The organism is Streptomyces sp. CB01635 (genome assembly GCF_002803065.1).
Classification (GTDB): Bacteria; Actinomycetota; Actinomycetes; order Streptomycetales; family Streptomycetaceae; genus Streptomyces.
In genome coordinates this window covers 767,001-786,674 of the sequence record NZ_NNBL01000001.1, presented here as the reverse complement: position 1 = coordinate 786,674, position 19,674 = coordinate 767,001, and the positions used below count along the sequence as shown (strand labels likewise).

The following is a 19,674-nucleotide window of genomic DNA, read 5'->3' as shown; positions in this document are numbered from 1 at the left end:
CCGCGCAGGGGAGTAGCTTGCGCTGCCAATGGTTTAGTCCTGAGCCGCCGCCACGGAAGAGGACCCATGCAGGAGTTCACCGTCCCGCGCCTCGTCGAGCCACTGCGTTCGGGCGGGCTCGCCGACTCCGTGTTCGCGACAGCCGAACGCGAGCCGAGACGCCTCCAGTTCTCGCGCCCGGGCGACGGCCATGGCGGGGGCACCTGGATTCCCGTCACCGCCGCCGCGTTCTGCGACGACGTGCTCGCCGTCGCCCGCGGCCTCCTCGCGAACGGGGTCCGTCTCGGTGACCGCGTGGCCCTCATGTCCCGTACCCGCTACGAGTGGACGCTCCTCGCGTACGCGCTGTGGACCGTCGGCGCCGAAGTCGTCCCCGTGTACCCGACGTCGTCCGTGGAGCAGGTCCGGTGGATCCTCCAGGACACGGGCGCGACCGGCATCGTCGTGGAGAACGAGAACCACGCGATGACCGTGGCCGCCGCGTACGGCTCGCAGAATGCGCTCACGCGGATCTGGCAGCTCGACAGCGGCTGCGTGGCGGCGCTCGCCGACGACGGGGTGGGCGTGGCCGACGAGGACGTGCACCGGCAGCGCGCGGCCGTCGCCCCGCAGAACCCGGCGGCGATCTGCTACACCTCCGGCACCACGGGCCGCCCCAAGGGCTGTGTCATCACGCACGCGAACCTGGCGTCCGAGTGCGACAACCTGCTGGCCGGCTGGAGCCGTCTCCTCGAATCTCCCGGCGACGAACCCCCCTCGCTGCTCGCGTTCCTGCCGCTGTCGCACTGCTACGGCCTGATGGTCGTCGTCGGTTCGGTGCGCGGCGGTGTGCATGTGGCGCACCAGCCCGATCTCTCCCCCGAGAGCCTCCTGCCGGCGCTCGCGTCGTTCCGGCCCACGTTCATGTTCGGCGTCCCGTACATCTTCGAGACGGTCCTCGCCAGGTCCCGTGCGGCCGCCCAGCACGCGGGTCACGGCACGCTGTTCCGCAGGGCGGCGCAGGTCGCGGTGCGGTACGCGGAGGCGGCGGAGCGGCAGTCGCTCGGGCGCGGTCACGGGCCGGGGCCGCGGCTCAGGCTGCGGCACGCGGTGTACGAGCGGCTGGTGTACGCGAAGCTGCGCGCGGTCCTCGGCGGGCGGGTGCGGCACGCGGTGTCGGGCGGTTCGCCGCTGTCCCGCGAGACGGGTCTGTTCTTCGCGGGCGCCGGCATCACGGTCTACGACGGTTACGGCCTCACCGAGACGACGGCGGCGGTGACGGCGCAGCCGGTCGGCGCGGTCCGCTTCGGCACGGTGGGCCGGCCGCTTCCCGGGTGTTCCGTGCACATCGCGGACGACGGCGAGATCTGGGTCCGCGGCGACGTCGTGTTCCCGGGTTATCTCAACGACCCGAAGGCGACGCGAACGGCGCTGCACGGCGGCTGGTTCGCGACCGGGGACCTCGGACATCTCGACGACGGCTATCTCGTCATCACCGGCCGCAAGAAGGACGTCATCATCACGAGCGGCGGCAAGAGCATGTCGCCGCTGGTCCTGGAGGAGGACCTGCGGAGCCACCCGCTGATCTCGCAGTGCGTCGTCGTCGGCGACAACAGGCCGTACGTGGCCGCGCTCATCACCCTCGACCCGCAGGCCCTGCACCACTGGCAGCGCCTCAAGGGCCGCGCCCCGGCCGAGCCGGGCACGCTGACCGACGACGAGGAGCTGCGCGCCCAGATCCAGCGTGCGGTCTCCCGGGTGAACACGCGGGTCTCGCGGGCGGAGTCGATCCGTGAATTCCGCATCCTGCCGGGCGAGTTCACACCGGACAGGGGCCTGCTCACACCGTCGCTGAAGCTGCGCAGGAGCGCGGTCCTCGCCGCGTACGCCCAGGACGTGGAGCGGCTGTACACCCCCCGCGCGGCGGCGTCGTTCGCACGGGAGCCGTTCGGCCGGCGCTGACGTTCCCCGTGTCACGCGTCAACCACGGCTCGATTGCCTCATCCTCACCGGGGTATGGCCTGGCTAGCATGGAAGCACGGAGCGACCAGTGGTCGCAGCGCTGTCACCATCGGGCAGAATCCGCCCGCACCCGTCGGGAACGGTCGGATTCGGGCAGGCGGGGGATCGGGGGACGCACGGGTGGCGCACACGGGGGTTTCGGGGGTGCCGCAGGGGGCGGCGGACACCTGGCGGGTACGGATACGCGGCGCCGGAGGCACGCCCGTCGGCGCGGGCGTCCTGATATCCGGCGGACGCGTTCTGACCTGCGCCCATGTCGCACGGACCGCGCTCGGACTCGCCGACGACGAGAGCCCCGCCGGCGCTGAACTCGCTCTGGATTTCGCCGGGTCCGCGACGCGGGAGCCGGTCGCGGCGTCGGTCGCCGCGCAGGGCTGGGCCCCGCCTGTCGACGGGCGCGGCGACGTGGCCGTACTGGCGCTGCACGGCTCGGCCCCCGACGACTGCGCGCCCGCTTCCCTGCACGCCTGCGGCCCGGCGGGGGACCGGATCGTGCGGGTCTTCGGGCAGCCGCAGGCCGCGGGGCCCGGACGGTGGGTACGGGTCCAGCTCGTCGGCTCGGGCGGACTGAGCCCCGACTGGCTGCAGTTCGAGGGCGTGACCCAGCTCGGCGACCGCGTGCAGCAGGGCTTCAGCGGGGCGGGCGCCGTCGACGCGGCCGGGGACGTGCTCGGCATCGTCGTCGCCGAGGACCTGCGGGCGGCGCAGCGCACGGGGTGGCTGATCCCCGTCGAGGCGGCGGCACGCTACTGCCCGCTGATCTCCGATGCCGTGACCTCCCTTGAACACACGCCGAGTTGGCCCCCGCAAGCGGAGCGGGAGCTCACCTCGGCCCTGGTCCGCATCCCCAGCATGTACGACCCGCTGCGCCGCGAGCGGATCCTGCGCGACACCGGCGACGACGTGGTGCTGCTCGCCGCCCGCTCGCCGGTACTCCTGGAGGACGTACGCGCCGTGGTCGCCGTCTGCCTCCAGTACGCGGACGGCATCGACCGGCTCGCCGCGGCCCTGCGCTGGTACGAGCACGGCTCCCTGCCCATACGGGAGTTCGAGCGCGTACTGGCACGACTGCGGGGCGGCGGCGTGCCGCAGGAACCGGCGTCATGACGGCGGCGACACCGTCCCGCGCGGATCTCTACTGGGAACTGGCCCGCCGGCTCACCAAGGTCCACGGCGTCAGCGACGCGGCGCCCCGGGCCCGCGCCCTGCGCGCGGTCGAGGAGCGCTTCGGGCCGGTCGAGGCGGCCAGGTCGAACATGCTGATCGAGGACCTCACCGAGGTGCTGCGGGCGTGCGACCAGCGCCTGGGCGGGCTGCGCGCCTACCTGGAGGAGATCGGCCGCGACCGCACCAACACCGTGGCGTGGGGCGCCGTCGAGGAGGTCTACCGGCGGCTGCACCCGGTCCGGCTCCTCGCACCGGCCGACTACGACACACTGGCCGGCCTGCTCAAACAGTGCGCGACAGTCGAGGGCTTGCGGGCGCTCGCACTGCGGTTCCTGCCGTTCGTCCCCGACCCGGACACGTACGGGGACGCCCGCGCCGACCCCGTCGACGCCCTGCTCACCGCCTTCGAGGACGCGGCGCACATGGAGGACGAGCCGCATCCCCTGCTCGCCTTCGTCGAGGCGGTCGCGGTGCGCGAAGAGGGCGCTGCGGCACAGCAGTTGACAGTCTGGAACCGTCGCGTGGCACGGCGGCTCGGCTGCACGGACGGCCAGCTGCAGAGAGTCCGTGCCGCCGAAGCGGCGTACGCGGGGCGGCCGTTCGAGCCGAGCCGGCTGCTCATGGAGATCGTGTCGCACCCCGCGGCCCCCGACGAGTTCCACATACGCGGCTGGCTCCTCGCGCCCGGCGAGGGGCCGCGCGCCCTGCTCGGGGACCGCAAGGTCACCTCGCTGCGGCGTCTGGAGGAGATGGTTGCCGCGCTGCACCAGCTCACTCTGGACGAGCTCGGCGAGCTGAGCGCCGGGCTGCGGGTCGAGTTCATGCTCCCGCGCCCGCTGCTGTGGCTCGCGGTCGACCAGATCATGGTGCGCCCGTCGGGGTCCGTGGCCCGCCCCCTCGGCGCCGACCACACCGTCCTGGTCCGCAGCCGCGACCGGATCCGCAACCGCCACTGGTGGCCCGCCCTCCGGCGCCGCCTGAACTGGCTCGAGTTGCACCCCGAGGAACGTTTCGACGACGCGGCCGTCCAGTACGTGCCGCACGGCGGGAAACTGTCCCCCGCGGCGCTCGTCGCCCAACTCCGCCACGCCGAGACGCCGGTGTGCTTCGTCCTGTTCGAACCCCCGCAGTACACGGGCGACATGGCCGATGATCCGGTGACCGCGCTCCTGGAGGCGGGCATCCCGGCGATCGTCGCGGTCCGGGGCAACGGGGACCACGAGAACGCGCGTCTCGAACTGTGGAAAGTTCTCGACGGGAGGCTGGACGCGCTCCCGGAGCGGGTACGTGTCCTGAGGGGCGGCGTCGGCCCGGCGGGCGGCGCGTTGTCAACCCTGGACCTGCATCGCCACGTCACCCTAGTGTGGGACAGCCGTGACGGACTGGAGGGGGCGGAGGCCGTACTGGGGCATCCGCGGACCGGGGGTGGCATTCCATGAACGGGGACTCGACCGGCCGACAGGGCACTCCGCCACCGGCGGACCCCTCCTGGTGGGTCTTCCACGACAGCGGGGCACATCACTCCCCCGGCGACCCGCTGCCGCCGCTCCCTGCCGCACCGCCCTGGCGGCGCTTCAAGCCGGGCGCCCCGGGCGCCGCGATGACGGTCCCGGTGCCCACCGAGAGCACGGAGGCGGAGCGCAGGCTCGGCAAGCGGCGCGGCGGCACCCTCGACCGCAAGGTCCTCGAACTCGTCAACGCCGCCATCCACTTGCGCCGCCCGCTGCTCGTGAGCGGCCGTCCCGGCACCGGCAAGTCCAGCCTCGCGTACCAGATCGCCTCCGAACTCGGCCTCGGGCGCGTGCTGTGGTGGCCCGTCGTGAGCCGTACGTCGCTGCGGGACGGGCTCTACGACTACGACGCCATCGGCCGGGTGCAGGACGCGCCTCCCCCGTCCACCGCCGTACGCCAACCAGTGCCTGCGAAGGGCGAGTTGGGCAGCAGCCGGCCTCTTCCGGACATCGGCAGGTATCTCACGCTCGGGCCGCTCGGCACGGCGCTGCTGCCGTGGGCGCGGCCCCGGGTCCTGCTGATCGACGAGCTGGACAAGGCCGACATCGACCTGCCGAACGATCTGCTGCACACCTTCGAGGAGGGCGAGTTCCGGATCAGGGAGCTGGAGCGGCTCGCCCAGTCGCGCCGCGAGGTCTCCGTCGCCACGGCCGACCACGCCGCGCCGGTCACCGTCCGGGACGGCCAGGTCCGCTGCCGGGAGTTCCCCGTTGTCGTGATCACGAGCAACGGCGAGCGTGAGTTCTCACCGGCCTTCCGGCGCAGGTGCCTCGAAGTGGAGATGGCCGACCCCGACGAGCGGCGCCTCGCCGCCATGGTCGAGTCCCACTTCGGGGAGGGGGTCGACCCCCGCGCGGCGGAGCTCGTCCGCGGCTTCCTTGAGCACCGCGGCGACGGCGGACAGCTCGCCGCCGATCAGCTGCTCAACACGGTGCACCTGCTGACCAACGGCGCCGCCGACGCCGACGACGGATCCTGGGAGCAGCTCCGCGACGCGCTGTGGCACAGCCTGGCAACGGACTCCTCGCCATGACGGGCACCGGCCGGGTCCCCACGGCCCGCGAGTGGGCGGAGGCCCTCTGGCTCGCGGAGCGGATCGGTACCGACGCGCCGCCGGGCGAGGCGCCGCAGGACGCCCCTCGGGTGCCGCCCGCCACCGAGGCGCTTGCGCCGCCGGGCGGGGACAGCGAGCTGTTACCCGAAGCGCCGGGTCCGCGCCCGCACCGCGAGGAGCCGTACGGGAGCGAATACGGGCCGGACGCGGAGACAGGCTCCCCCGGTCCCACGTACGGCTTCGGCTTCGCGCCCGGCCCCGCCCCCGATGTCTTCGACGCCGACACCCGCCCCGGTGTCCTGCGCTCGCCCCAGAGACTCGCCCGCGCCCTGCGCCCCTTCAACCGCCGTGTCCGCGACCGCCACCGGCAGACCCTCGACGAGGAGGCGACGGCCGAGCGCGCCGCCGAACTCGGGCAGTGGAGCCCGGTGCTGACCGGTGTGCCGGACCGGTGGTTCGAGGTCGCGCTCGTCGTCGAGCAGAGCGTGTCGATGTCGGTCTGGCAGGGCGTCGCCCGCGAACTGTTCACGCTCCTCCAGCGCCAGGGCGCCTTCGCCGACCTGCGGATCTGGCGCCTCGACACCGGCGACGGCAAGTCGGCCGTGCTGCGGCCCGAAGGCGGCGGCGCGCGACGCGGGCCCGCCGAGCTGTTCCACCCCGAGGGCCGGCGCCTGATCCTCGTGTTGAGCGACTGCGTCGGCGACGCGTGGGCGGGCGGCGCCGTGCCGCGACTCCTGCACACCTGGGCGCGGCGCGCCCCGGTCGCCGTGCTCCAGCCGCTGCCGGCCCGGCTGTGGGACCTGTGTGAGGGTGTCCCACTCGACCTGCGGCTGCGGGGCGCGGCACCGGGAATGCCGAACGCGCGGCTCCAACTGCGCCGCCGCGGCCGCTGGACGCGCCCCTGCGACACGGGCGGACCCGTGCCCGTACCGGTCCTCGAACTGGAGCCGTCGTGGCTCGCCGGCTGGGTGCGGCTCGTCACGGGTGAGGCCACACCGTGGTGCGAGGCGGCCGTGCTCCTGGTCGACGACCAAGGCCTCGACCCCGAGTGCCTGCCCCCGTTCCCGTGGGAGGAGCGACGACGGCCCGTCCCGCCCGACCAGGCCGTGCGGCGCTTCCAGCACTTCGCGTCGCCCGCCGCGCGCCGCCTCGCCGCGCGGCTGGCGATGGTGCCGCTCCAGCCCACCGTCGTGGACGCTGTCCGCCGCCAGGTCACCCGGGTCGCGGGGCCGCTGCCGTTCGCGGAGATCCTCCTCGGCGGCCTGCTGTCCCTGCGCCCCGAGCGGGCGGGCACGGGCGTCGCGGAACCGGCGTACGAGTTCCTCGACGGCGTGCGCGGGCGGCTGCTGCGCGGGCTCGGGCGCACCGAAATCCTTCGAATGCTCCATGAGGTGACGGCCGTCGCCGGGCGCGTGACGGGGGCCAGGCCGGGGCTCCTGGGCACGCTGGTCGCGTCGCCCGCGGGCCTGGACGGGGCGGAACTGAGCGGTCCGGACCGCGAGTTGCTCGAAGCGGCACGGGGCGCGCTCACCGCGCTCGGGCCGTCGTACCAGGAGGCGTTGGACCGCGTGGTGCCGCCTCGCTCGTTCGTTGCGTGGCCCGGTGGGGAAGAGACGCAGGGGAGCGGCGCTCCTCGCCCGGTTCCTGCCGATGACTCCCGGCCGGTTCCGCCCGGTGGGGACGTGGCGCCCACGAGGGCTCAGCAGCCCGGGACAGCGGACCCGAACACGGAGGAAGAGCCTGTGGACCCCACCGCATCGCCCCTGGGACAGGCCCCGCTGGAGACCGAGCGGCCCGGCGCAAAGGCCCCGGACGGCGCCGATGCCAACGGGGCGGCGGCGGACTCCGGGAGCAGCGGCGGGGGGAGCGGACCGGGCGACGGCTCTGCCGGCGTGGTGCCCCCACGCGGACCGCGCCCGCCGGGCGGACCCGCCCGCCTGCCCCGCTCGATGCCCCTGCCCAACGCGCACTTCGCGGGCCGCGAGGACGAACTGCACGCGCTGCGCAGGCTGCTCGGCGGCGGCGGTCAGGCCGCGGTCCTGCCGCAGGCGCTGTACGGACTGGGCGGCGTCGGCAAGACGCGCCTCGCCATCGAGTACATCCACCGCCACCACCAGGAATACGAGCGGGTGTGGTGGATCGACGCCGAGCAGCCGTCCGTCATCCGCGAGCAGCTCGCCTCGATCGCGCCGGAGCTGGGCGCGGCCGCGGAGGGGCCCGGCGACGTGGTCGACCGTGTCCTCGCGGCACTGTCGGCGGGGACCCCGTACAAGCGGTGGCTGCTGGTGATGGACAACGCGGGTTCCCCGGAGGAGGTGACCCCGTACATTCCGTCGCTCCTCGGTGTGCCGGACGGAGTGGGGCACGTCCTTGTGACCTCACGGCGTTCGGGGTGGGCGGACCGGGTGCGCGCGCTGCGCGTGGACGTGTTCAGCCGGGAGGAGAGCATCGGGTTCCTGCGTGCGCGCACGCCGTGGACGAGCCAGGACGAGGCGGAGCGCCTCGCCGAGTCGCTGGGTGACCTGCCGCTCGCCCTTGAGCAGTGCGCGGCGCTCCAGACGCAGACGGGCATCGCGGCGCAGGACTACCTGGAGATGATCGAGAACCGGATGCCGGAGCTGCTCGCGGAGCCAACGGTGTCCGGCGCGCAGCCGGTGGCGGCCGTGTTCCGCGCGACCATGGAGGCGCTGCGCGAGCAGCACCCGGGCGCGCTCGAACTGCTGCGCCTGTTCGCGTTCTTCGGGCCCGAGCCGATCGCCCAGTCCTTCCTGCACGACGCCCGGCTCCTTCAGCTGCCGGGGCCGCTCGCGGCGGTGGCGAGGGATCCCCTGGAGCGGGGCCGCACCATCCGTGCCATCAACCAGTTCTCTCTGCTGACCGTCAACAGCGCCGCGGGGACCGTGCAGTTGCACCGCCTGCTGCGCGGCGTCCTCCAGGACGAGCTGACCGAGGACGAGCGCACCACGATGCGGCACCTGGCGCACCGGGTGATCTCCGCGCACGACCCGGGCGACTCGCAGCGCCCCGAGCACTGGCGCAACTACGCGGAGATCCTGCCCCACATCGAGCCCTCGGGCCTCCTCGACAGCGAGGACCGCGACACCCGCGCCACCGTGCTCGGCATCCTCGGCTATCTCATCGCGCGCGGCGACTTCCGCGGCGCGGCGGACCTCGCCCGGCGCGTCGCCGACACCTGGCGCGTGACGCTCGGCCCCGACGACCTCCAGACACTGTGGACACTCCGTCAACAGGCGAGCGCCCATTGGCAGTTGTCCGAGTTCGCCGAGTCCCGGAAGATCAACGAGGACATTCTGGCGCGGCTGCGCGCGACGGTCGGCGACGACCACGAGTACACGCTGACCGTGGCGGGCGCGACCGCGGCCGACCTGCGCGCCGCCGGCCGGTTCACCGAGGCGCTCGCCCTGGACGAGGACGCGTACGAGCGCAGTGTGCGGCTGTACGGCGCCGGGGAGCCGTACACGCTGCGCGTCGGGCACAACTACGGCGTGAGCCTGCGCGTCAACGGCCTGTACGCGGAGGCCCTCGCCCTCGACCAGCAGGTGTACGGCGACCGCGTGACGGCGTTGGGCGCCACCGCGCGCTCCACCCTGTTCTCCGTCAACAACGTGGCCCGAGACATGCGGGAGTGCGGGCGGTACGCGGAGGCGCTCACCCTTCAGGAACGGACGCTTCAGCAGTACCGCGAGCAGTACGGCGACGACCACCCGCACACCCTGCGCGCCGTCAAGAACATGTCGGTGACCTGCCGCAAGGCCGGCGAGTTCGAGCGGGGCCTCGCGCTGGCGCAACAGGTGCTCGGCCTGTACCGGACCCATTTCGGGCCGCGGCACATCGACACGCTCGCCGCCCTGACCAACCTCTCCAACGACCTGCGGCTCACCGGCGATCCGCAGGCAGCCCGCCAGGCCGCCGCGAGCGCCCTCGTGGACTACCGCGCGATTCTCGGCGAGGCGCATCCGCTCACCTCGACGGCGGCCGTCAACCACGGGGCAGCACTGCGGGCGGCGGGCGAGCCCGCGGAGGCGCTGCGCCTGGACCGCTCGACGGTGGCCGTGCTCGCGCGTGCGGTGCCGGACAACCATCCATGGCTGCTGCTGGCCCGGATCAATCTCGCCACGGACCTGACGAGGGCGGGAGAGCACGACCGGGCCCGCGCGCTCGGGTCCGACACGGCGGCGAAGCTGGAGGCCCGCTACGGCGACCGTCATCCGTCGGTCCTGGCCGCGCTGCGCAACCTCGCCCTGGACATGACCGCTTCCGGCGACACCCAGGAGGGAGCCGACCTGCTCGCCTCCGTGCGCCGCCGCTATCTCGACACGCTGGGCTCCGAGCACCCGGAGAGCCGGGACGCGGCAGCCGGCATCCGCGCGGAGTGCGACATCGAGCCGCCCCCGCTGTAGTCACCGCTGGGCGCAGGCCCACAGTTACCGTCCGGCGGACGGCAGTGGTCGCCCCGGTGGACGCTGTGGTCACCCCCCGGCGGACGCCGCCCACGGCGCGAGCCGGCGGGCGGTGTCCAGCAGGCCCGCCGGTACACCGGGTTCGGCGACCCGCGCGTGCACCGCCCGTACGAGTTCCGGCACGGCCACCAGCGCGCGGGCACCGCGGTCCGCTGCCTCAACGACCTTCCCGGCGAGCCGGCCGACGGCATCGTCCGAGTCCCCTGCCCCGTCGGCTTCAAGCCACTCTTCCGCCGCGTCGCCGAGGCGCGCCCCGGATCCCGGCGGGAACTCCACGGCGTCCGGGGCGAACCGGCACGCATCCGCCGCCGGTGGCGCGCCCACGCCCCTGCTGTGGCGGACGGCGTCGGCCAGCTCCACGACCACCCGCGGATCCGCCCACGAGTGCCGCAGCCTCCAACGCACCCGATGCTGAGCCGCTGCCCCCAACTCCCGTGCCAGAACGGCAGGTTCTACCCGCGTGGTCTCCCAGGACGCAAGGGTGAGCTCCAGGCTGTCGAGGAGCCTCCGGCCGTGTTCGGTGGGCCAGGGCTCCCGGGCGAGGGAGGCCACGGCGGTGCGTGCCGTGAGACGCCAGCGCACGAAAGGGGCCTGCGCGTTGGGGTTGCCGAGCAGTAGCTCCCGGTGCCAGAAGCTCGCCGTGGCGTGGAAGGCGCAGGCTCCCTGGAGCAGCGCGGACAGAGGTCGCGGGCGGTCGCTCCACGGGGCGTAGCGCAGCTCCCCCGGTGCGGGGGTGAGGAGTTCGGTGAGGTCGAGAAGCGCGTAGAGGGCGGAGTGCCGTGCCTCGTGGACCAGTGCGGCAGCGAGTTCGACCGGGTCGTCGAGGGGGGCCAGGGCAGCGAGGCCCACCGCGTCGCCGAAGGAGGCGCTGAGCCAGGGTCCCGCGGCGCCGGGCAGGGCGTCGAGGGGGACGACGGCCGTGATGGTGCCACTCACCGCGGTGGCCTGCCCGGGATGGCGCTCGACCAGATGGCGCCAGGCGGCGTCGAGCCTTGCCTCCCATGCCTGTTGCTCCGGTGGCTCCAAGGGGTGCGGCGGCCGGGTGGGTCCGCCGAGCCGCATCGGGTCGAGGGCGTCGATCCGCACCGGCCAGCGGTGTCCGCGGTGGTCGAGTGTGAGGTGTCGCACCGGTTCCCAACCCGGCTCGCGCCCCTGCGGGCCGTCCGGGACGCGCAGCACGGCGCCTGCCGCGCACACCCGCGTGCCCCACGCGCCCCGCTCCACCAGCGCCGTCGAAACGCCCGGCAGAACAGCGACGGCACCGAGCCCTGGAAGCGTCAACACTCCGTGCTGCACCGGCACTTCGAGCCGGAAGCCCGCCCGGCTGCGGTGTCCCGCGACCGCGGCGAGCGCGGAGACGTCGGCCCGGCCCCCTTCGCGCACGGCCCGGGCGAGGCGCGCGCCGGTTGCGGGGTCCTCGATCAGGGACGTGAACACGTCGGGCGCGTGGGTCCGGACGGACGAGAGCACCGCGACCGCCGCGCCCCATGCGCTGCCGGCTCCCCCACGCTCGTGGAGCGCCCTGAGGAGCAGGAGATTACGGCTGCCCCTCGCGGCGCGCAGCAGGCGCGGCGTCGCCGTGTCGGGCCGGTCCGAGACGAGGCTGTCCCAGATGTCGTCGGGCAGGGCGAGCGACGGCACACCGCTCACGACCACGGCGCTCAAGGCCGCGCCTTCGCGTGGCACTCGCGGGCGCGACGGAGGTCGTCCCCGACCACCCCCGCGACATGGCTGATCAGCGCCATGAGGTCCGGGCAGTAGACGGACCGGTCGAGATAGCCGGTGCCGGCGCGGTAGCGGTGCGGGTAGTGGCCCCCTCCGCACACCGGTACGACGGGGCACTCGCGGCAGCGCCCGCACAGTCCGTCCGTGCCCAGCTGCCGTGCCACGACGCCGGGATGGTCGAGCAGCGCGTCGAAGGTGTCGTTCTCGACGTCGTACCCGCTCCGGTCCGCGCGGTCGTACGCCGTCTTCAGCTGGTCGGACAGGGTGAGCGTGCCGTCGGTGTCGACGACGGCGAGCTGCGAGGGCGCCCCTCCGATGGTCTCCGTCCTGGTGGGTCCGCCGAGGAGCAGGTCGAGCAGCGACTCGAACAGGGAGATCCGTACGGGTGGCCCGGGTGTCGCCCCGTACCAGCGGTCGAAGACGGCGATGAGCCATTCGGCGTACGGCACGTTCGTCTCATCGGGTCCCCTGCCGGGCGGGCGGTGCGTCCAGTTGCCCAGGGGGAGCAGCAGCCGGATCGCGGGCGGCCGGTAGGTGAGGAGGTGCTCGTACGTGGCGACGGGGTCGGCGGTGACGTCGACGGTGCACAGGATTCCGCCCCAGACGGCGCGGTTTTCGGGCCGGCCGAGGAGGCGCAGCGCGGTGGCGACGCGGGCGTGGCTGCCGTGGCCCGCCGCGTCGCGCCGGAACCGGTCGTGGACGTCGCGCGCACCGTCGAGGCTCACGCCGAGCTGGACGCGCTCCTCGTGGCACAGACGCAGGCAGTCGGCGTCCACGCGGGTGCCGTTGGTCTGGATCATGACGTCGCAGTGCGTGGATTGCGGGAGCAGCTCCCGCAGACGGCGCACGAAGCGGCGCAGGAACTCCGGTCCCGCCAGGAGGGGTTCGCCGCCGTGGAGGATGACGCGGAGGGCAGGCAGGGCGTGGGTGGCGGCGTGTTCGGCGATGCGGCGGCAGGTGCGTTCTGCGGTGCCGGCGCTCATGGTGACGGGCTGGGTGCGCCAGGCCTGGTCCTGGGCCTCGTACACGTAGCAGTAGCGGCAGGCGAGATTGCAGCGGCTGTGGACCTTGACCACGAACTCCCGGAAGGGCAGCGGCTGTTGTCCTGATGCGCGCAGGGCCGGTACGTCCAGGACGCCGTCGGGCCACTCGAGTGCGGCCTCGCGCGTTCCCTGGAAGGGGGCGCTTGTCACGCGCCCGGACCGTCCGGCCCGAGGCGGTCCGGCAGTGAGTCCCCGCCCGAGTCGTACGCGGCGACCGGCGCCTCCTCGCCCTCCAGCTGCCGCAGCACTCTCCCGAGCGCCTGGGACAGTGCGGAGTCGGTCCCCTCCAGGATCTCCTCCAGCGACAGTTCCGCGAGATCCGGAACGCCCGCCACGCACCGACCCGACCTTCCCCGCATGTGCTCCCCCTGTCGCAGCGCCCTGGTTACCCGATGACCATTCGTTCAGAATAGCGAATAGATAAGCCCGGGCAGAGTCCTCAACAGGGCATGTCCGCACGGCAGTTAAGCTGCCGACGCGGTTCCCGACGCGGGGCCGCATGTTCACCGCCCGGGTGGTTCCGCGCCACCGGGGACTCGTACGGGCGGCCGGTGGGCAGCCATGCAAGCGTGATCGTCGGGCGACGGGGAGAATGCCGGTGGAGTGGGCTCAGCGCGACAGGGGCGGGACCCGGGCGAACCCTGACGCCGGGCCGGGAAGCGGGCCGTGGTGGCGCCATCCGCTCACGCCGCCGCCCGACGACTCCCTGCCGCGGTGGATCGTCCCGTCTGCCCTCATCGGTGTCGTCGCGGGACTCGGCGCGGCGGCCCTCTTCGGCCTCCTGCACCTGTGCACGCGGTGGATCCTGGAGTACGTCGGCGGCTATCACCCCTATCTGACCTCGGCGGAGGGCGGGTTCCGCACGCTGACCGGTTCGAGCCATCCGTGGGTGGTCCCGCTGGTCGCCGCCGGTGGCGCGCTCCTGGCCACGCTCCTCGTGGTGTGGCTGGCCCCCGAGGCGCGCGGCCACGGCACCGACGCGGCGATCGCCGCCGCGCACCACGACCCGTCGGGCATGCGGGGCCGGGTGACGGTGGTGAAGCTCATGGCTTCGGCCCTCACCATCGGTTCGGGCGGTTCGGGCGGCACGGAGGGACCTGCAGCGCAGATCTCGGCGGCGTTCGGCTCGGTGATCGCGCGCCGTACGGGCATGACGCGGCAGCAGGCGCGCACCGCGCTGGTCATCGGTCTCGCGTCCGGCGTCGGCGCGATCTTCCAGGCGCCGCTCGGCGGAGCCCTCCTCGGCGCGGAGCTGCTCTACCGCAAGGACATGGACCCGAAGGTGCTGCCCCAGGCGCTCATCGCGGCGTGCACGGGCTGGCTGGCGTTCGGCGCGATCTTCGGCTTCGCCCCGATCCTGGGCGCGCAGAGCGTCCACGGGTACGGATTCACGGACTTCGTACTCGTCGCCGTGGTCGGCGTCGCGGCGGGCCTGGCGGGCCGTCTGTACGCGGGCACCTTCTACGCCGTGCACAACCGCGTCGAGTCCCGGGCCCGTACCGTCGTCTCCCGCCTCGCCGCCCCCACATGCGCGGCGCTCCTCGTCGGCGCGCTCGGCCTCGCCGTCCCGGGTGTGCTCGGCACCGGCTACGGCCTGATGGAGGCGCTGACGCACCGCCAGGTCCTGCTGGACATGCCGCTGTACCTCGTCCTGCTGCTTCCGTTCGCGAAGATCGTGGGCACGTCCCTGACGGTCGGATCGGGCGGGTCGGGCGGCATCTTCGGCCCGTGCATGGTCGTCGGCGCCGGTGTGGGGGCGGCGGTGTGGCGCCTCGCGGAGCCGTCGGGCCTGGCCCCGCACAGCCCGCTCCTTCTGGTCGTCGCGGGCATGGCTGCCTGCCTGGGGCCGGTGGCCCACGCCCCGCTCGGCGTCCTCCTCATGGCGGTGGAGATGGTGGGCGACGCATCGCTGCTCGGGCCGGGCATCCTGGCCGTCCTGTGCGCGAGCGCGGTCATCGGCCGTACGACGCTGTACCGCAGTCAGCTGGAACACCGTACGGACGAACCCTCCACCGGGACCCGGCTCCCGCGACCGGGGCACGACCGGCCCGAACCATCAGCACCAGCCGTACCGCCGACAGCACCGGCACCGAAGCCGAGCCCTGAGCCGATGCCCGCGGCCGCGCCGTCCCCCGCCCCCGAACCCGTGGCGCGGTCCGTCTCGCCGGAGAGCGCCGCGGACTGACCGCGCGCCTCGCGGCCCGTCAGATGGAGCGGCCTCCCGCCACCTCCAGGACGCAGCCCGTCGTGTACGACGACAGGTCGGAGGCGAGGAACAGGACCGTGCCCGCGACCTCCTCGGGTTCACCGGCGCGGCGCATCGGCACCTCGGCGAGCTTGGCGTTCCAGATGTCCTCGCGCAGGGACTCGGTCATCTCGGTGCGGATCAGGCCGGGCTGGACGGCGTTGACGCGTACGCCCCGGTGGGCGAGTTCCTTCGCGGCGGCCTTGGTGAGGCCGACGAGACCGGCCTTGGCGGCGCTGTAGTTGGTCTGTCCGACCATGCCGACCTTGCCGGAGATCGACGAGATGTTGACGATCGAGCCGCTCCCCTGCTCGCGCATGACCTCGGCGGCCGCTCGGGTGCCCAGCCAGGCCCCCTTGAGGTGGACGTCGACGACCGCGTCGAAGTCGGCCTCGGACATCTTGCGCAGGGTGGCATCCCGTGTGATGCCCGCGTTGTTGACCATCGCATCGAGGGAACCGAACCGCTCGACACAGCCGCGCACGGCGGCCTTCACCGCGTCGGCGTCGGTGACGTCGCAGGCGGCTGCTGCGTCGCGTCTGCCGCCCTGGCGTCCCGCTCCTCGGCAGCCGCCGTACGCGCGAGAAGGGCACGGGCGCCGTAGAGCGAGAGCAGCACCATCAGGACGGCGAAGCCCACGACGGGCACGATCGACCCCGTGGCGGTGAGCAGCGCCTGACCGATGAGGGGCGTGCCGCCGCCGAAGAGCATCCCGGCCGCGGAGTACGACACCGAGATGCCGGTGTAGCGGACGCGGGCGGGGAACGCCTGGGCGAGCATGCCGGCGAGGAGTGCGTAGAACATGACGTGCGGCAGCCTCGCGATGACCATGCCGAGCAGGGTGAGGCCGAAACTGCGGGTCGAGATCAGCCAGAAGAGCAGGGGCATGGCCGGGATCTCGAGGACGAGCAGGACGGTGACGACCTTGCGGGTGTTCCAGCGGCTGCCGAGGACGGCGCCGAAGGGCTGGGCGACGAACTGCGCGACCGTGGCGAGCAGGATGATCGTGAGCATGCTGTCGCGGGACATGCCGAGGTCGTTGGTGGCCCAGGACAGGGCGAAGGTGTTCTTCAGGTACGAGGCGACGTACGCGATGACGGAGGCGGCAAGGCCGAGCGCGACCGTCGTCTTGTGGGTGCGCAGCAGCTCGACGTGGCTCCGGGAACTGCCGACGACGTGACATCTCCGGGCTCCCCCTGATCCTCCGCCTTACGCCACCTCGCCCGCAGAGCCGGTGGTGAGCGCCACGCCGAGCAGCCGTCGCGCCCGCTCCTGCACAGGTCTGTCGACCATCACGCCGTCGACGGCCGACACCGCGTCGCCCGCGGCGAGCACCTTCCTGGCCCAGGCCAGTTCCTCGTCCGTCGGCGCGAATCCCGCGGTCACCGCCGGCAGTTGCTTCGGGTGGATGCACAGTTTGCCTCCGAAACCGAGCCGTCGGGCGTGCTGCAGGTCCTGCGCGAGGGCGTCGGCGTCGTCGAGCGCGGTGGTGACGCCGTCCAGCGGGGGCGCGACACCGGCGGCGGCGCACGCCATGACCAGCCGGGACCGCCCATACGCCAGCGCCAGGGTGTCGTCGTGGCGCACACCCAGCTCGGTGGCGAGGTCGACGCTGCCGAATGCCGCGCGGACGACGCCGGGCGCACAGCACACGTCGAGGGCCCGCTCGATCCCGGCCGCCGTCTCGACGAGCGGGATCACGGCACAGACCTCCGCGATCCGTGCGATCACCTCGGGGTCCTCGGCCTTGGGCAGCATCACCGGACAGCCGAACGCGGTGACGAGGTCCAGGTCGGCGTCCCACCAGGCAGTGCCCGGCGCGTTGATCCGCACCACCGCGTCTCCGCCCCGCGCGAGCCAGTCGGCGGCGTGCCGGCGGGCCGCGTCCTTGCCGTCCGGCGCGACGGCGTCCTCCAGATCGACGATCACGGCGTCGGCCCCTGCAGCGGCCGCCTTCTCGAACCGGTCGGGGCGGTGCCCCGGGACGAAGAGAAGGGTCCGGGCGGCGGCGAGGCGGGCGCGGCCGAGGCGTTCGGGGTCGGCGAGTTCGGGGCGCGCGGGGTCGGCACTCGCAGGTTCGACGGTGTTGTGCTCAGCGCTCACTTGAACGTCACCTCCGCCGTCGCATGCCGCTCGTCGCGGCGCGTGGCGATCCGCAGCCCGGCCGACCCTCCGTCGTCCGCCGCATCACCAAGGGCGCACACCTGCTCGCCCGCGAACACGGGCTTGCGCAGCCGGTACGAGAGCGTCCGGATCTCACGCTCCGGGGCCTCACGGCGGGCGAGTTCCAGCATCAGCTGGACGAGGAGCGGCCCGTGGACGACGAGCCCCGGGTAGCCCTCGACGTCGCGGACGTACGGCTCGTCGTAGTGAATGCGGTGGGCGTTCGCGGTCAGCGCGCTGTAGCGGAACAGCAGGGTCGGCGAGGGACGCAAAATCAACTGCCAGTCGGCATCGGACGGTTCGGCCTCGCCGAGGTCGAGGCCGAAGCCGCTGCCCCGTCGCTCGCCCTCTCCGACGCGGTAGACGAGGTCCTGCTCCTCGGTGACCCTGATCTGCCCTTCCTGCGCAAGCTCATGACGGACTGTCACGAACGCCATCTCGCCGGTGCGGCCTCGCTTTATCTCGACCTTGGCGAGGGAACTCGTACGCCGGGCAGGCACGCCCACCCGCAGCGGCGCGGTGAACTCCGCGCGGCCGCCGGCGAACATGCGCCTGCGGTCCGGCAGGGGCGGCAGGAAGTGGCCGTGCGCGGGGTGCCCGTCGGCCCCCAGCTCCCGCTGTGCGGGCCATTCGAGGAAGTGCAGCCAGTGCCACAGCGGCGGCAGCGGCTCCCCCTCGCCGGCCACGGTCGCCTCCTGGTCGAGGACCTGACCCAGGGCTGCGACGGGCGCGGCGGCGACGGGATCGTCGAGGCTCACGGGCGCCGGGGACCAGGCGTCCAGATACCGTGCGAGCCCGAACTCGCCCTGAGTCGCGTCTGGTTGAGGCATGTTCGCTCATTCTCCGATGCGTTGAGTAACAGGTGGGGCAGGCGCCACCGGGGCCGCCGCCGTGTCGTGCAGGGTCTCCAGCGACCGGCCGCGGGTGTCGACTCCGAAGAAGAACACGGTGGCCGTGGCGACCAGCCAGCATCCCGCGATGAACACGAACACGGCGACGTAGCCGAGCCCCGGCGTGGTGTAGATCGCCGCTACCACCAACGGTGCGATGACGTTGCCGATCCGGCCGACGCCGTTGCCGAGCCCGGCGCCCGCCGTGCGCAGGCGGGTCGGGAACACCTCGGGGGTGTACGAGTAGAGCACCGCGATGAACGTCTGGCTGAACGCGGCGACGAGCGTGCCGAACACGACGACGGCCACGACGGACGAGCTGAGCCCGTACCCGATGCCGAGCACCGCGACCACGAGACCGAGCACCACCGCGAGGTGCTTGCGCGGGTAGCGGTCGATGAACGGCCAGGCGAGGAACGCGCCGGGCACCGCCCCGATCGTGGTGACCGCGGACATCGTCATGCTCTTGGCGAAGTCCTGGCCGTGGTCGGCGAGCAGCGTCGGCACCCAGGACTGGAACCCGTAGAAGCCGACGAGCCCGAAGAGCCACAGGACCATCAGGGCCACGGTGTTGCGTCGCTGGCCCGCGGCGAAGAGTTCGGAGAACCGCGGCCGGTCCGCCGGAGCGGGAGGCGCCGCGAGCGCGTCGGCGGACGGCTCCCAGCCGGGCGCGAAGGCGCGCGTGACCTGCACGGCTTCGGTGGTCCGGCCGCGCGCGAGCAGCCAGCGCGGCGACTCGGGCAGGCGCATCAGGAGCGGTACGAGCAGGATGCCGAGGGCGCCGATGACGAAGAGGGCGCGCCAGCCGCCGGGGTCGTCGGCGGTCAGGCCGCGGGCCGTGAACGCCACGACGGGTATGCCGATCAGGCCGGTGCCCAGCGCCGTCGCCTGGGCGCGGCCACGGCGTGCGGCCGGGGTGACCTCACAGAGGTAGGTGATCGCGACGGAGGTCATGGCGCCGAGGCCGAACCCGGTCGCGAAGCGGGCCGCTGCCATCGCGCCCACCCCGGTGACCAGTGCGTTGACCACGGAGGCCGTGGAGAAGAGCACCACGGACCCCGCCATGACCCGCCGCCGGCCCGCATGGTCGGCGAACCGGCCGCCGAGGATCGCACCGGCCGCCATGCCGGCGAAGGCCAGGGCGGTGACGAACGCGATGTCGTCGACGGTGAAGAGGTGCGCCCGGCGGATGGCGGGCGCGGCGAACGCGAACGTGTTCAGGTCGGCGAGATCGAAGAAGAACATGGCGCTGACAGTGAGCAGCACCCGCCGGTGCAGGGCACCGTGCCGGGCACCGCTGAGCGCGGCGAGCAGGGGATGCGCATCTCCCATGCGGAACCTCCGGGGGACCGGCAGCAGTGCCGGTGGATCGATGAGATCTGATGTGGCCGCC

At 73.4% G+C, this 19,674-nt stretch carries 15 protein-coding genes; 7 read left to right on the top strand and 8 right to left on the bottom strand.

The features are described 5' to 3' along the window. Positions 1 to 66 precede the first annotated feature (66 nt). The 5 genes from CG723_RS03330 to fxsT all read left to right on the top strand — a co-directional run bounded on the left by CG723_RS03330 (position 67) and on the right by fxsT (position 10,155). A complete protein-coding gene (locus tag CG723_RS03330; RefSeq protein WP_100591627.1) occupies positions 67 to 1,941 on the top strand; it encodes an AMP-dependent synthetase/ligase in 1,875 nt (624 codons plus the stop codon). A gap of 180 nt (positions 1,942 to 2,121) precedes the next feature. Continuing rightward, positions 2,122 to 3,108 (top strand): effector-associated domain 2-containing protein, encoded by a 987-nt coding sequence (locus CG723_RS03325; protein ID WP_159032380.1) that lies wholly within the window; start codon positions 2,122 to 2,124, stop codon positions 3,106 to 3,108. Beyond that, complete coding sequence (locus tag CG723_RS03320; protein ID WP_100591625.1) at positions 3,105 to 4,607, top strand: VMAP-C domain-containing protein; 1,503 nt, start codon at positions 3,105 to 3,107, stop codon at positions 4,605 to 4,607. Before CG723_RS03325 ends, CG723_RS03320 begins: the two co-directional genes overlap by 4 nt. Beyond that, entirely contained in the window at positions 4,604 to 5,713 is a 1,110-nt protein-coding gene (locus tag CG723_RS03315) for an AAA family ATPase (RefSeq protein WP_100591624.1), read from the top strand. The genes CG723_RS03320 and CG723_RS03315 overlap by 4 nt, the downstream gene beginning before the upstream one ends. Continuing rightward, on the top strand, positions 5,710 to 10,155 hold the full coding sequence (gene fxsT, locus CG723_RS03310) for an FxSxx-COOH system tetratricopeptide repeat protein (RefSeq protein ID WP_100591623.1): 4,446 nt from the start codon (positions 5,710 to 5,712) through the stop codon (positions 10,153 to 10,155). The genes CG723_RS03315 and fxsT overlap by 4 nt, the downstream gene beginning before the upstream one ends. Positions 10,156 to 10,224: 69 nt before the next feature. Here fxsT and CG723_RS03305 read toward each other — a convergent pair whose 3' ends face one another. From CG723_RS03305 to fxsA, 3 genes are read right to left on the bottom strand one after another with little or no spacing between them, the layout of a single operon-like run. After that, the gene (locus CG723_RS03305) at positions 10,225 to 11,871 is read right to left on the bottom strand and encodes an aKG-HExxH-type peptide beta-hydroxylase (protein ID WP_234374132.1); all 1,647 of its coding nucleotides are present in this window, start codon (positions 11,869 to 11,871) and stop codon (positions 10,225 to 10,227) included. A 5-nt stretch (positions 11,872 to 11,876) separates the two neighbouring features. Beyond that, positions 11,877 to 13,133: an FxsB family cyclophane-forming radical SAM/SPASM peptide maturase gene (locus CG723_RS03300; protein ID WP_234374104.1), complete on the bottom strand. Its 1,257-nt coding sequence runs from the start codon at positions 13,131 to 13,133 to the stop codon at positions 11,877 to 11,879. Then, positions 13,130 to 13,318 carry an FxSxx-COOH cyclophane-containing RiPP peptide gene (gene fxsA, locus CG723_RS03295; protein WP_159032378.1) on the bottom strand — a complete coding sequence of 63 codons (189 nt, stop codon included), beginning with the start codon at positions 13,316 to 13,318 and terminating at the stop codon, positions 13,130 to 13,132. The genes CG723_RS03300 and fxsA overlap by 4 nt, the downstream gene beginning before the upstream one ends. A 263-nt stretch (positions 13,319 to 13,581) precedes the next feature. Here fxsA and CG723_RS03290 point away from each other — a divergent pair, with 263 nt between their 5' ends. Further along, entirely contained in the window at positions 13,582 to 15,168 is a 1,587-nt protein-coding gene (locus tag CG723_RS03290) for a chloride channel protein (protein ID WP_159032377.1), read from the top strand. A 19-nt stretch (positions 15,169 to 15,187) separates the two neighbouring features. On the opposite strand, the gene CG723_RS46790 is transcribed toward CG723_RS03290, so the two are convergent. Both CG723_RS46790 and CG723_RS46785 read right to left on the bottom strand, forming a co-directional pair. Continuing rightward, positions 15,188 to 15,724, bottom strand: coding sequence for an SDR family oxidoreductase (locus CG723_RS46790; protein ID WP_234374103.1), 537 nt, complete (start codon positions 15,722 to 15,724; stop codon positions 15,188 to 15,190). Then, complete coding sequence (locus tag CG723_RS46785) at positions 15,721 to 16,284, bottom strand: MFS transporter (RefSeq protein ID WP_234374131.1); 564 nt, start codon at positions 16,282 to 16,284, stop codon at positions 15,721 to 15,723. The genes CG723_RS46790 and CG723_RS46785 overlap by 4 nt, the downstream gene beginning before the upstream one ends. Between CG723_RS46785 and CG723_RS47290 the strand changes: the two genes are divergently transcribed. Continuing rightward, positions 16,256 to 16,408: a hypothetical protein gene (locus CG723_RS47290; protein WP_234374102.1), complete on the top strand. Its 153-nt coding sequence runs from the start codon at positions 16,256 to 16,258 to the stop codon at positions 16,406 to 16,408. The genes CG723_RS46785 and CG723_RS47290 overlap by 29 nt on opposite strands. Before the next feature lie 29 nt (positions 16,409 to 16,437). Here the strand turns inward: CG723_RS47290 and CG723_RS03280 are convergent, their stop codons facing one another. The 3 genes from CG723_RS03280 to CG723_RS03270 are packed head-to-tail and all read right to left on the bottom strand — an operon-like array spanning position 16,438 to position 19,613. After that, the gene (locus CG723_RS03280; RefSeq protein ID WP_100591619.1) at positions 16,438 to 17,331 is read right to left on the bottom strand and encodes an HpcH/HpaI aldolase/citrate lyase family protein; all 894 of its coding nucleotides are present in this window, start codon (positions 17,329 to 17,331) and stop codon (positions 16,438 to 16,440) included. Beyond that, complete coding sequence (locus CG723_RS03275) at positions 17,328 to 18,221, bottom strand: FAS1-like dehydratase domain-containing protein (RefSeq protein WP_100591618.1); 894 nt, start codon at positions 18,219 to 18,221, stop codon at positions 17,328 to 17,330. The genes CG723_RS03280 and CG723_RS03275 overlap by 4 nt, the downstream gene beginning before the upstream one ends. 6 nt (positions 18,222 to 18,227) lie before the next feature. Beyond that, positions 18,228 to 19,613 carry an MFS transporter gene (locus CG723_RS03270; RefSeq protein ID WP_100591617.1) on the bottom strand — a complete coding sequence of 462 codons (1,386 nt, stop codon included), beginning with the start codon at positions 19,611 to 19,613 and terminating at the stop codon, positions 18,228 to 18,230. Positions 19,614 to 19,674: the final 61 nt, after the last annotated feature.

Bases quoted from the DNA above. Each gene is read 5' to 3' on its own strand.
- CG723_RS03330 (WP_100591627.1), top strand. From the start codon at position 67: ATGCAGGAGTTCACCGTCCCGCGCCTCGTCGAGCCACTGCGTTCGGGC.
- CG723_RS03320 (WP_100591625.1), top strand. From the start codon at position 3,105: ATGACGGCGGCGACACCGTCCCGCGCGGATCTCTACTGGGAACTGGCC.
- CG723_RS03315 (WP_100591624.1), top strand. From the start codon at position 4,604: ATGAACGGGGACTCGACCGGCCGACAGGGCACTCCGCCACCGGCGGAC.
- fxsT (WP_100591623.1), top strand. From the start codon at position 5,710: ATGACGGGCACCGGCCGGGTCCCCACGGCCCGCGAGTGGGCGGAGGCC.
- CG723_RS47290 (WP_234374102.1), top strand. From the start codon at position 16,256: ATGCCGAGGTCGTTGGTGGCCCAGGACAGGGCGAAGGTGTTCTTCAGG.
- CG723_RS03275 (WP_100591618.1), bottom strand. From the start codon at position 18,221: ATGCCTCAACCAGACGCGACTCAGGGCGAGTTCGGGCTCGCACGGTAT.
- CG723_RS03270 (WP_100591617.1), bottom strand. From the start codon at position 19,613: ATGGGAGATGCGCATCCCCTGCTCGCCGCGCTCAGCGGTGCCCGGCAC.